Source organism: Planococcus sp. BI3 (assembly GCF_056680115.1).
The window spans coordinates 3,789,743-3,802,747 of record NZ_CM155266.1 but is presented as its reverse complement, the minus strand read 5'-3'; the positions used below and the strand labels follow the sequence as shown (position 1 = coordinate 3,802,747).

The 13,005-nt window shown below is 46.0% G+C and carries 11 protein-coding genes and 1 riboswitch; of the genes, 6 read left to right on the top strand and 5 right to left on the bottom strand.

What is annotated here, in order from left to right; all coding sequences use genetic code 11:
* Positions 1 to 276 precede the first annotated feature (276 nt).
* Positions 277 to 377, top strand: a riboswitch (SAM riboswitch).
* Positions 378 to 452: 75 nt separating this feature from the next.
* The 6 genes from AC1MEO_RS18680 to AC1MEO_RS18655 all read left to right on the top strand — a co-directional run bounded on the left by AC1MEO_RS18680 (position 453) and on the right by AC1MEO_RS18655 (position 7,939).
* Positions 453 to 1,577: a methionine biosynthesis PLP-dependent protein gene (locus tag AC1MEO_RS18680; RefSeq protein ID WP_480333320.1), complete on the top strand. Its 1,125-nt coding sequence runs from the start codon at positions 453 to 455 to the stop codon at positions 1,575 to 1,577.
* Complete coding sequence (locus AC1MEO_RS18675) at positions 1,570 to 2,742, top strand: aminotransferase class I/II-fold pyridoxal phosphate-dependent enzyme (protein WP_480333318.1); 1,173 nt, start codon at positions 1,570 to 1,572, stop codon at positions 2,740 to 2,742. The genes AC1MEO_RS18680 and AC1MEO_RS18675 overlap by 8 nt, the downstream gene beginning before the upstream one ends.
* Before the next feature lie 35 nt (positions 2,743 to 2,777).
* On the top strand, positions 2,778 to 3,884 hold the full coding sequence (locus AC1MEO_RS18670; protein ID WP_480333316.1) for a 5-methyltetrahydropteroyltriglutamate--homocysteine S-methyltransferase: 1,107 nt from the start codon (positions 2,778 to 2,780) through the stop codon (positions 3,882 to 3,884).
* Between the two features lie 537 nt (positions 3,885 to 4,421).
* Positions 4,422 to 5,489: a Fe(3+) ABC transporter substrate-binding protein gene (locus AC1MEO_RS18665; RefSeq protein ID WP_480333314.1), complete on the top strand. Its 1,068-nt coding sequence runs from the start codon at positions 4,422 to 4,424 to the stop codon at positions 5,487 to 5,489.
* A 73-nt stretch (positions 5,490 to 5,562) separates the two neighbouring features.
* Entirely contained in the window at positions 5,563 to 7,194 is a 1,632-nt protein-coding gene (locus tag AC1MEO_RS18660; protein ID WP_480333311.1) for an ABC transporter permease, read from the top strand.
* A gap of 1 nt (position 7,195) precedes the next feature.
* Positions 7,196 to 7,939, top strand: coding sequence for an ABC transporter ATP-binding protein (locus AC1MEO_RS18655; RefSeq protein WP_480333309.1), 744 nt, complete (start codon positions 7,196 to 7,198; stop codon positions 7,937 to 7,939).
* 346 nt (positions 7,940 to 8,285) lie between these two features.
* On the opposite strand, the gene ystJ is transcribed toward AC1MEO_RS18655, so the two are convergent.
* The 5 genes from ystJ to AC1MEO_RS18630 form a co-directional block, all read right to left on the bottom strand.
* A complete protein-coding gene (gene ystJ / locus AC1MEO_RS18650; protein WP_480333307.1) occupies positions 8,286 to 9,524 on the bottom strand; it encodes an NADP-dependent malic enzyme in 1,239 nt (412 codons plus the stop codon).
* Between the two features lie 304 nt (positions 9,525 to 9,828).
* Entirely contained in the window at positions 9,829 to 10,521 is a 693-nt protein-coding gene (locus tag AC1MEO_RS18645) for a hypothetical protein (protein WP_480333305.1), read from the bottom strand.
* 81 nt (positions 10,522 to 10,602) lie between these two features.
* The gene (locus tag AC1MEO_RS18640; RefSeq protein ID WP_480333303.1) at positions 10,603 to 10,932 is read right to left on the bottom strand and encodes a hypothetical protein; all 330 of its coding nucleotides are present in this window, start codon (positions 10,930 to 10,932) and stop codon (positions 10,603 to 10,605) included.
* Between the two features lie 189 nt (positions 10,933 to 11,121).
* Complete coding sequence (locus AC1MEO_RS18635; protein ID WP_480333301.1) at positions 11,122 to 12,408, bottom strand: nucleotide sugar dehydrogenase; 1,287 nt, start codon at positions 12,406 to 12,408, stop codon at positions 11,122 to 11,124.
* 82 nt (positions 12,409 to 12,490) lie between these two features.
* A complete protein-coding gene (locus AC1MEO_RS18630) occupies positions 12,491 to 13,003 on the bottom strand; it encodes a sugar-transfer associated ATP-grasp domain-containing protein (protein ID WP_480333299.1) in 513 nt (170 codons plus the stop codon).
* Between the last annotated feature and the right edge of the window lie 2 nt (positions 13,004 to 13,005).

Below are 13,005 nucleotides of genomic sequence, written 5' to 3'. Positions count from 1 at the left end.
GCTCTGAAAGGCATAAGGCAGAACAGCAGAGTGGCGTTTTTTGCCGCGCCGCTGGGTTGACTTATGACCCGAAGAGCTAGGCGCTGGAGCCTAGACAAAGAAAAGCGCAAATGCCCATCACTGATGCACAAATACAAATTCATCAATACGCCTTATGTTTTCTTTCTATTTCAACTATTTAAAATTCACCCCTTGCTTTCCTCTGTTAAATGATTTAAGATTAGAAACATCGAAACAGAAACAAGATTAACTTAGAACCTAAACTTAATAAGATATTTCTTATCTAGAGAGACGGAGGGATTTGGCCCTGTGAAGTCTCAGCAACCAGTCTGACGACACGGTGCTAATTCCAATAGGCTGCGCCTAACAGATGAGAAGAATGCGTTTCTAGTCAGGGGCTTTCTTCTTTATTGAAGAAAAGCCCCTGTTTTATTGTTGAGAGGATGAGTGGAATGACAAAACATAGCTTGGAAACTTTATTGGTTCAAATAGGCAATCGCAGCGACGCTGCTACAGGAGCGGTAAACCCGCCCATCTACTTATCAACGGCCTATGAGCATCAGGGACTTGGGCAATCGACCGGCTACGATTACACCCGAACAAAAAACCCGACACGTTCCGTCCTTGAAGAAGGCTTTGCAGAACTGGAAGGTGCAGATGCCGCATTTGCCTGCAGCTCTGGAATGGCTGCCATCCAACTGGTTTTGTCGCTGTTCCGTCCAGGCGACGAAATATTGGTGCCGGAAGATATTTATGGCGGAACCTATCGCCTGCTGGACCATTTCGCATCCGCCTATAATATCCACCCCAAATATGCCGAATTCAAAGATGTACAGGATACAGAAGAAAAAATAACATTGAATACACGGGCGCTCTTTATTGAAACGCCGACCAATCCGCTCATGCAGGAAATTGATCTTATCGCTTATGCGGCATTAGCAAAAAAGCATAACCTTTTATTGATTGTCGATAATACATTCTTGACGCCGTTCTTCCAGCAGCCAATCGAACTGGGAGCAGATATCGTTATCCACAGCGCCACTAAATACATCGGCGGACACAACGATGTGCTTGCCGGACTGGTTGCCGCAAAAGGTGAAAGCATCTGTGAAAGGCTGTCATTCTTCCATAACTCGGTGGGTGCCGTATTGTCACCTTTCGACTCCTGGTTATTGGTACGTGGATTAAAAACCCTGCCGCTTCGCATGCGGCAGCATGAAGCGAATGCAAAAGCCATCGCAGAATTCCTGTTGCAGCAATCAGAGATTTCGGACGTTTTGTATCCAGGAAAAGGCGGCATGTTGTCGTTCCGTCTGCAAGAAGAGGAATGGGTCGGGCCTTTCCTGGAAAATATCGAGCTCATCACCTTTGCCGAGAGCTTAGGCGGAGTCGAAAGCTTCATCACTTACCCTGCCACCCAGACCCACGCAGATATTCCCTTTGAAGAACGCACCAAACGCGGCGTCTGCAACCGGCTATTGCGATTCTCGGTCGGTGTTGAACTCGCTGAAGATTTAATCGCTGATTTGACACAAGCATTTTCGAAATTGAAGAAGGAGGTTGTTGAATATGACTGATCGCATAGAAACCAAGTTTATTCACTCTACCGGAGTTGATCCATTGACGGGGGCTGTCAACGTACCCATTTACTTATCCTCAACATTCCACCAGAAAAGCCTGGATTCATTCGGGCCCTTTGAATACAGCCGCTCTGGAAATCCAACGCGCCTGGCATTAGAGGAAACCATCGCTAATTTGGAAGGCGGCAAACGTGGATTCGCCTTTTCATCAGGGATGGCCGCCATCTCTTCCGCTTTCATGCTCTTGTCTTCAGGCGACCATGTTTTGGTGTCAGAAGATGTCTACGGAGGAACTTACCGTTTCATCACAGAGGTTTTGGATAAATTCAATATCGAATACACTTTCGTCAATATGACCGACTTGAATGAAATGGCCAATGCAATCCAGCCGAATACAAAAGTGGTCTACTTGGAAACACCTTCGAATCCGACAATGAACATTACAGATATCGAGATTGCAGCAAAACTGGCGAAAGCCAATGGCTGTCTGACTTTCGTCGACAATACATTCATGACGCCGCTTTACCAGAACCCTTTGGCGCTCGGCGCGGACATCGTCCTTCACAGCGCGACGAAATTCCTGTCGGGACATAGCGATGTTGTGGCAGGTCTTGCCGTCACAAAAGACGACGAGCTTGGAAACCGCCTCGGCTTTATTCAAAACACATTCGGTTCGGTATTGGGCGCACAGGACTCCTACCTATTGATCCAGGGCATCAAAACTTTAGGCGCCCGTCTCGGCCAGTCATCCGAATCGGCCCGTACCATCGCTGAATATCTGCACAATCACCCATTGATCGAAGAAGTATACTATCCAGGATTTTCATTCCACCCTGGCAACCCGATCCACGAACGCCAGGCCAAAAGCGCAGGCGCCGTCCTGTCTTTCCGTCTAAAGGATAAAAAGTCAGCCCGTGTCTTTGTGGAGCATCTGCGGATTCCGGTATTTGCGGTCAGCCTAGGCGCTGTCGAGTCGATCTTGTCGTATCCAGCCACCATGTCCCATGGCTCTATGCCTGTAGAGGAACGTGAGAAACGCGGCATCACGGATGGCTTGCTGCGTTATTCCGTCGGCCTTGAGCATCCCGATGACCTGGTGCAGGATCTTACACAGGCGCTGGCCCAGGTGGCCCGCCGCAACGGCTTGAGCATCGCCAACTAGATCAAAATCCTTAGAGAGAAAGAAGGAAAAATCATATGACAACGACTCAAACGATTACAGCACCATTCAAGGCAGATCACGTTGGAAGCCTGCTGCGGCCGGCTTCCTTACATAAAGCAAGAGCAGATTACAAAGCCGGGACGCTTTCAGCAGAACAATTGCGGGAAATCGAAACGAAGGAAATCAAACATATCGTCGAGAAGCAGATTGAAGTTGGCTTAAAAGCCGTCACAGACGGTGAGTTCAGGCGTTCATGGTGGCATTTGGATTTCATGGAGCATATCAATGGCTTCGAAGGTTATGTGCCGGAATCCGGTTATCAATTTGCCGGCGAGGAAACTGAGCGCTATGATGTCCGGAATATCGGTAAAATCTCGTTTAATGACGATCATCCCTTTATCCAGGATTTCCTTGAACTGAAGGAAATCGTTGATGGCAGAGCAGTTCCGAAGTTAACGATTCCAAGTCCCAACCAATTTTTCAACGCCGGCATCCGCGACAATTCGATTTACCCGGATATTGAAGAATATGCACAAGCCATCATCCAAGTGTATCGGGATGCGTTTCAGGTGTTCTATCAGGCAGGCGTCCGTTACCTGCAGATCGACGACGTTTATATCGCCGGCCTTTCTTCGCCGGAGATTCCATTCAGCGAAGGCGATCACGACCGCGACTATTTGATTGATTTGGCATTGCGCGTAACCAATGGGGCGCTTGAAGGAAAGCCAGCTGATCTGACAGTAACGACCCACCTATGCCGTGGAAACTACAAGTCGAAATGGGCTTTTGAAGGCAGCTACGCCTTGATCGCACCGACGATGTTCGCAAAAGAAAAAGTGGACGGCTTCTTCCTTGAATACGACGACGACCGTTCCGGCTCATTCAAACCGCTTGAACACATTCCCGCGGGCGGCGCAAAAGTCGTCCTGGGCGTCTTCACCTCGAAGAACGGAGAACTGGAAGACAAAGAGTCCATCAAAGCACGCGTTGCAGAAGCTGCAGAATTTGTGCCGCTTGAGCAAATATGCATCAGCCCGCAATGCGGCTTTGCTTCCACACATCATGGCAATGAACTGACAGAACAGCAGCAATGGGATAAATTAAAGTACATTGTTGAAGTTTCTGAAGAAATTTTCGGATAAGTATTGATGAAAAGGCCTTTGCCCGAGTTGGCAAAGGCCTTTTTTCTGTCCTCTTATACATACGCTGAGTATTTATGGTCGATCAAATGAATTTGCAGTCGTTCAAAAAAATTTGCAGTCGTTCAGCCAGATTTACAGTCGTTCAAATTTTTTTGTAGTCGTTCGCCATGATTTGCAGTCGTTCACCCAAAATTCACGCAAAAAAAACCTTCTGCCGGAAATAAACGAATGCGTTCCTTCTATTAGAATAGAAATCGATTTTCTTCAACTTACGCCAATGGGTTGCTGGCAAACTTCCATGGGGATCGCCGAAAATCAATTGCCTTCTCCGCTTGCTCGCACTCCTTTCCCACCCCAAATAATTTTCACGAAGAATAGGCATATAAGACTAATACGTGTCATGTTACCAAACATAAATACAAAATTCTTAGTATAGTTCACCAAATACGATTGACATTCTCAATTAGGTCTTTATAATTTAAGTTGAGAATGATTTTCATTTAACTTCTCAACTACATACTTAAGGGAGAGACATCTATGAACAAACTTTTTTTTCTTGTTTTAGCTTTTTTACTTCTTGTTTTAACGGCATGCGGAAACAGCGATACGACTGAACCGGCGACAACTGATGCACCGGAAGAAGCAGCGGAAAGCACTGAAGTTAATTTATATACCGCCAGACATTATGATGTAGACGATGAATTATATAAGAAATTTGAAGAAGAAACCGGCATAAAAGTAAATCTCATCAAGGGAGAAGCCGATGAACTGCTTGAGCGCATCAAACGTGAAGGAGATGGCACTGAAGCGGATTTATTCCTGACTGCAGATGCTGGTCGCCTATTCCGTGCAAAAGACGATGGCTTACTCCAGGCTGTGTCAAGTGACCTTCTGGACGAACAGATTCCGGAAAACTTCCGTGACACGGATCAGATGTGGTACGGCTTAACAAAACGTGCACGCGTGATTGTCTACAATGAAAGCACAGTGAAGCCTGAAGACCTCTCAACATACGAAGCATTGACAGAAGATGCTTGGAAGGGCCGCGTGTTGATCCGTGGCTCAGAAAATGTCTACAACCAATCTTTACTGGCTTCATTCATCGAATTAGACGGTGAAGAACAGGCAAAAGAATGGGCTGCAGGACTGGTAGCGAACTTCGCCCGCGATCCTGAAGGCGGAGACCGTGACCAAGCCAAAGCAATTGCTGCAGGAGTCGGCGATGTCGCCATTATGAACAGCTACTATTTTGGCCAAATGCTGAACTCTGAAGATCCAGCTGAAGTGGAAGTCGCAGAAGGCCTCGGCTTATTCTTCCCGAATCAAGAAACGACTGGAACCCACGTCAATGTCAGTGGTGCAGGAGTCGTCAAAGCTTCCCAAAATAAAGAAAATGCCATAAAACTGCTTGAATTCCTATCTGCTCCAGAAGCTCAGGAAACGTTTGCAGAAGCCAATTATGAGTACCCGGTAAATCCACAAGTTGAGCCTTCTGAACTGCTGAAATCGTGGGGCGAGTTCAAGGAGCAGGACATCCCCTTATCTGTTCTTGGAGAAAACAATGCAAAATCGATTTTAATCTTTAACGAAGTCGGCTGGAAATAATCGTTATACTGTCCCCTTGCTGTGTGTGTTTTGCAGCAAGGGATTTCTTGCGATTAGAAGGGTGTAGAGGAACATGCAAAGAAGATTAGCAAATGTAAATGTTTGGACGGTTGCAGCGATCGCCATTATCGCTGCCCTGTTTTTACCGAACTTAACGATTGTAACGGGTCTGTTCACCCCCTCCAATGAAAACTGGGAGCATATGAAGGAATTTGTTCTGTGGTCCTTCGTCAAAAATTCCGCTATTTTGGTTGTTGCGACTGCCGTATCGACGATTGCTATCGGCCTGAGCCTGGCTTGGCTGATTGCTCAATACCAGTTTCCTTTCCGTCGATTTTTGAAGTGGGCATTGATCTTGCCACTTTCCATTCCACCTTTTATCGGTGCTTATACATACCATGGCATCGTCAATTATACCGGCGTGATTCAGACAACGCTTCGTGAGCAATTTGGTATGGCGTTGAATCCGGCCCACTTCGACATCATGAACTTGCCAGGTGCAATTTTCATCTACACGGTTTTCCTTTATCCTTATGTCTACACTATCTCTCAAGTTTTTCTGTCGCAGCAATCCGCTTCATTGATTGAGAGCACTCGGTTGCTCGGAAAAGGGCCATGGCGAACGTTTTTCCAGATCGTTGTTCCGATTTCCCGGATTTCCATCATTGCAGGCGCCAGTTTAGTTGTCCTTGAAGTGCTGAATGATTATGGAGTGGTGAAATACTACGGCATTCAGACCTTTACAACGGCAATCTTTCAAACTTGGTTCGGCTTGGGAGACATCGACTCTTCCATTAAGCTTGCCGCTTCCTTGATGGGTTTTGTCATTGTGATCCTGCTCCTTGAAAAAATACTGAGAGGCAGACGCCAGTATAGTTATTCCTCCACGAAAGTCCGGCCCCTCCCGCTTATCCTATTGACAGGCTGGAAGGCATTTGCAGCGGCGGCCTATGGTTTTGCCATATTGAGTTTAGGATTTTTCATCCCTATTGCCCAGCTGATCGATTGGACGATTTTGACTTTTGGAACCATTCCACTGGATGAGTTCCTGGCTTATATAAGAAACTCAATCTTTGTGGCAGGATTCAGTGCGGCAGCCATTATCATTTTGGCATTGATTGTCGGCAATTTCGCCCGCCTTGTTCAGGGACGATTGGCTAAATTGCTGCCCAAACTGACAGTTCTCGGCTACTCTATTCCCGGAGCTGTCATTGCAGTGGCTGTCGTAACTGCCTTTGTCGCATTGGATGAGTTCCTGGCGCCGCTTTACCGGATGGCCGGCATGAATACGACACTCGTCCTCAGTGTCAGTATCCTGTTGCTTATCACCGCTTATATCATCCGGTTTTTCGCCATCGGCTTCAGTTCAATCGAGACTGGCTATGATAAAATCGGCACTGATTTCCAGGATGCTTCCCGCCTTCTTGGTGCCGGGCTGACGAGAACCTTTTTCAAAGTAGACATGCCCATGATGAAAGGGGCCATCATCAGCGGGTTCATCCTAGTTTTCGTCGATGTTCTGAAAGAAATTCCGCTGACCTTGATTTTAAGGCCATTTAATTTTGATACACTTTCTACAAAAGCTTTTCAATATGCAAGTGATGAAAAAATCATGGAAGCTTCCCAGGCTTCTTTATTGATTGTTGGCATCAGTGCTTTAGCCATCATCATCTTTTATAAGTTTCTGGAAAAGGAGATGGATTGACATGTTTGTATCGATTGAAAACTTAAGTTTTTCTTACCCAAATACAAAAGCTGCTGCACTTGATAATTTCTCTTTGCAGATTGAAAAAGGAGAAGTGATTTCAATTCTCGGAAGGAGCGGAAGCGGAAAAAGCACCGTGTTGCGTTTGTTGGCGGGGCTTGAAAAGCCGGCTGGCGGAAAAATTGCGATTCAGGATCAGGTTCTGGTTGATGACCGGAATTTTATTCAGCCTGAAAAGCGCGGCATTGGCATGGTGTTTCAGGACTATGCACTGTTCCCCCACTTGACGGTTGCTGACAATATCTTGTTCGGGCTTTTCCGCCTGAAACGAGCGGCAAAGCAGAAGCGCCTCCAGGAAGTCTTGGAACTCGTGGAACTGGAAGGCTTTGCAAAACGCTATCCCCACCAATTGAGCGGCGGCCAGCAGCAGCGTGTGGCGATCGCCAGAGCCCTTGCTCCAAACCCTCACCTTCTCTTACTCGACGAACCGTTCAGTAATCTCGATGCGGAGCTGCAGGAGAAAATACGCAAAGAGTTGCGGGATATTCTAAAGAAAGCAAACATCACTTCCATCTTTGTAACGCACGATGAAAAGGATGCGCATATCCTGGCAGATCGGATAGTCAAAATTAAAAATGGCCAAACAGACTTTATCGGTCGTCCATGTGATTTGCTTGATGTCTACCGGAAGGAAAAAGAACAGCTTCCAACAGTAACAGAAGAAAAAGAACTATTGTATACATGAAAACAGCCAACATCCGCTCTTGAACAAGAGTTGTGTTGGCTGTTTTTTATGTTTTTCGGGTGAAATGTTCTACTTTTGAAGCATCTATGGCGGTGCAGAACAATTTGTGGTCGTTCAGACGGATTTGCAGTCGTTCAGAACAATTTACAGTCGTTCAGACGGATTTGCAGTCGCTCAGAACAATTTACAGTCGTTCAGACGGATTTGCAGTCGCTCAGAACAATTTGCAGTCGTTCAGATGGATTTGCAGTCGTTCAAACCAATTTGCAGTCGTTCAGCCGAAATCCACCACAAAAAACCCATCCGCCTAAAAAGCAGCGAATGGGTTTCTTCTATATAATATGGTTCACTTTTCTCCGGCTGCCGATAAGCTTGCCGTCTTTTGCTTTAGATCATCCGTTTCAATTGTTTTACGGGCAACACCAGTCTCTATTGCTGCTTTGGCAACTGCCGCCGCAACAGTTGAAGCAACACGCAAATCAAATGGTTTCGGGATGATGTAATCCTCATGCAGCTCATCTGTCTCCAATAAGCCTGCAATGGCTTCGACAGCAGCGATTTTCATTGCGTCGTTGATATCTGTAGCCAGCACATCCAAAGCGCCTCTAAAGAGTCCTGGGAAAGCCAATACATTGTTGACCTGGTTTGGGAAATCGGAACGTCCTGTGCCCACTACACGCGCGCCGGCTCTCTTCGCCAAATGCGGGAGGATTTCAGGATTTGGATTGGCCATTGCAAAGATGATGGCATCGCTGTTCATGGTGCGCACCATTTCTTCAGTCAATGCGCCTTCTGCTGAAACACCGATAAAGACATCCGCTCCATGGATGACATCTGCCAATAAGCCTTCCTTGCGCTCGTAATTGCTCATTTCAGCCACTTCTTCTTTAAATGGATTCATGCCGTTTTTGCGCCCCTTGTAGATGGCACCTTTCGTATCACACATGATCAGGTGGCCAAAGCCGAATTTGCTCAACAGTTTGACGATGGCAATCCCTGCAGCTCCTGCACCATTCACGACAATTTTGGTTTCCTGAACATCTTTGCCGACCAATTTCAACGCATTGATCAATCCAGCCAATGTGACGATGGCTGTACCATGCTGATCATCATGAAATACGGGGATGCCCATTTCCTTTTTCAGACGTTCTTCCACAATAAAACATGTCGGGGCTGAAATATCCTCGAGATTGACGCCACCAAAGCCAGGTTCGAGCAACTTTACCGTCTGGATGATGGTTTCTGCATCTGTTGTATCCAAGCAGATTGGAAAGGCATCCACTCCAGCAAATTCTTTGAACAATATGGCTTTTCCTTCCATGACCGGCAATGCGGCAAGCGGCCCGATGTTGCCAAGTCCCAGAACAGCTGTACCGTCTGTGACGACTGCCACCATATTGCTCTTCATGGTATAATCATGAACTTTTGACGGGTCTGCAGCGATTTCTCTGCAAGGTTCAGCAACTCCCGGAGAATAAGCGAGGCTCAGGTCTCTTTCGTTTTCTACTGCCACTTTCGATCGAATCTCCAACTTCCCTTGATGCGTCCGATGCAATTGCAACGAGTCATTTTTCAGCTTAGACATTTGCCTCATCTCCCTTTAGTTCATAATTGTTCATTATAAAGGGTATTCAGAGAATTGAAAGAGTTTTCCGTCAATTCTGGAACTTTTCAGACTTTAGGCGGATAGAGCAATAAAGCGATAAATTCTTTTGAATAATATTCCTAATCAACAGTAAGCGTTAATACCTCTATTCCACGGGATAGCTTGGGAGAATTAACCCTATATCAGAAAAACAATTACAGATTCTCATAAAAACTTCTTTTTTCGCCCTGAATTCCTTTAAATCCCATAAAAATACCTCCCAAAAAATGGCAGACGTTTTTCTCTATTCCGTTTCAAGCTCTTCCAAAACGGATGTTACAACAAATTCCTCTTGTCCTTCTTCCTGCATTCGGAACTCACGCTTGACTTCACCGTAGCCTTCGGCAAAATAGGTTCTGACAATCGAGCCATCAGTTCCTTCACTCTCGAGAACAATCACTTGCTCAAAATTCTCAAAAGGAGTTTCAACTGCTGCATCTGTTTCGACAACCGTCCATTCCCCGATAATTGCCCCGGATTCCAATGGGAGGGCCAGGTAAGTCCGGATTGGCTCTAGCATTTCCAGTTCTTCCGCTGTTGCGGTGTAGTCTTCATAGAACTCGCCCTGCTCCAATACCAGCTCAATTGCGTCTTCCCGTAATCGGTAGACTTTCAACATGACGGTTCCGCCATTATCTTCATACACAGCCACATGATCATCTTCCAGGTAATCTGTCCGAAGCGTAAAACTCGCATATTCATTGCCTTCGCCAAGAAAAGAAGCTGTCGAACCGTCTGGCATAAAATAAGCGTACGGATCCAGAGTCACTGCTTCCTCTTCAGAAGCAGGCTGAGTCACGGCTTCTTCTGCCTGTTCTGGATCATCCGCAGTTAAATTGGTATCAGATCCTGGTGGAATTTGTACTTCTGGCTCTTCAGTGCCGCAAGCTCCCAGCAACCATAACAATGCCAAACTGTATACCATTAGTCTGGTCATACAAATCCTCCCCTTTTAAAGATACGGCGTAATGGATCCTTCTGTTATACAGCAACCAAAGTGACGGTCTTTCTGGCTTCTTTATAAATGAAACGAATCATCATAAAGTGGCTTCATATGCAAATCATACTCTTTTTTCACTTCTTCAATATCATAAATGTTACCGGGATGTTCAGGACTCCCCATTTGCTCCACCTGTTCATGGACCAAATCAGCAAAATACTTTCCACAGGCGACATCATTCGGATACTTCGCTTTGACTTTAGCCACCAGCTCTTCGTTGAGTATTTGATTGAATGCGAGATACATTGCAGCATTGACGATCGTCAACGATTTCTTCGTGGCATAAGATACCACATAATAATTCCCATAACGGTCCTTCAGCAAATCCCTCTTCGCCACAATCTCCATAACTTCGGCCTCCTTTAGTTCTATACTGTTCCATACCCTTCTGCCTCTCCAAAAAAACAGTCCAAAAAAATAGACTGAAGCACAGCAAAAAAGTTTCTTACGCAAAATAAAACCCATCTGCAGGAGGCAGACAGGTTCGAAAATCCAGTCGCAACAGCGGGAGTGGATCAATTGATTCCTCGCATCAAGTCATAATCGCCAAAGTTGGATTTTCTCCGGTTTCTTTTGTCGATCAAGAGCCCCTTTCACATCGAAGACGATTCCCTGTTGCTCCAGCAATAAGCCCTCAAATTGCTTCCAGCCGCCTTCTTTGTATGGCTTATGTGGTACGGCCAGGATAACTGCATGTGCCGGCTTTAATTGCTGAGCGCTTAACAGAACCGATTCGTAGTAGCGTTCTGCATCCTCTACGGAAGCATACGGATCTGCCAGTTGCACTTCAATGCCATATTCCCTCAGTTCTTTTACGATATCGATCACTTTGGAGTTGCGCAGGTCCGGGACATCCTCTTTAGAGGAAAGGCCCAATACCGTGACACGCCCTCCAGCTGGTCCGATATTATCCTGGATCATTTTTTTGATCAATGACTGTGCGATAAATCGTCCCATCCCATCATTGATATTGCGTCCCGATAATATCACTTCAGAGCTATGGCCGACTGCCTTTGCTTTGTTCGCCATATAAAATGAAGCCAAATCGATTCCATGTCCTCCAACCAAATCCGGAAACGCCTTTACGAAATCGCGTTTGCTTCCCGCTGTTTCCAACACTTCCTGAGTATCGATTTTTAAGCGTTCGCAAATCAGCGCTAATTCGTTCATCAGCGCTATATTGACATCACGCTGGATATTCTCCATCAACTTTGCCGTTTCAGCAACACGGATGGACGGCGCTTTATAAATTCCGCCTGTCACGACACTTCCATAGACAAGCGCCAGAAAGTCCGTCACTTCCGCATTTTGTCCTGCCACCACTTTTTTCATTTTTGCAAAGCTGTTTTTCTTGTCTCCTGGAAGAATCCTGGAAGGAGAATAACCCACAAAAAATTCTTTTCCGCTCTCGAAGCCTGAGTATTTCTCCAATATCGGAATGCAGATTTCTTCGGTCATCCCGGGTGCCAGCGTCGATTCAAAGACTACTACCGCTCCTTTTTTCACGTATCCGCCCACGCACCTGCAGGCTTCCTTTAAAGCAGAAAGATCAGGCAGCTTGTCTTTATCCATAGATGCAGGGACGGAGATGATGATGAACCCCGCATCTTTTAACTCCGCTGGATCAGCCGTAAAAAGGATCGTCGACTTCTTAAACTCCTCATGGCTTACTTCATTCGTCTTATCCAAGCCGATCGTCAAAGCCTGGATTCTCTCTGTACTTGTGTCGTAGCCAATGACCGGATATTTTTGGTTGAAGGCAACTGCGACGGGCAATCCGACGTATCCCAGACCGACTACTGCTATTTTCAACTTTTGCAACATGGCTCTAAATATCCCCCTTTTTCCGCTTTCGACACTCGCCTTATTCGGTTGTTGAACAGCCTGACTTCCCTTCAAAAACCCATTAAAGCAGGTTTTCTTTTTCCATCAGGGATGTGATTAAAATGGCCTGGCCCTTTGAATCCAATGCCAGCTTCCAGGAAATCACGTCATCGGCTTTATTGTTGATGTGCAAGTTAATGGCAAAAGACTTGAGCCGATCGAAATGAGGAATTCTGCTGCCCGCAAAAACGAAACGTGTTTGCGGATGCTTGTCGATTTTCACTAAGGTAGTGGAGTCATAGGCATAGGATTTTAAATTCCCCTGATGATCCAATCCGCATGAAATCCCTCCGATTTCATCCGCAAATCCATTGATGCTTTCAACAGTTCCGATTTCCAAACTGCCCGACAGCAATGAAATCGTATTGTTTTCACAATACGTCACCAGATGAATGGTGTTCAACGCATACGGATAGATTTTGTTCAGAAAAGGATGCTGCACAATCATGTCATCATTTTGAAATGGCAGTTTTCTTCTGAACCCATTCATTTCTTCTCCAAAATAAAACTCGCTGTGATATTTTTCTGCTCCCATTT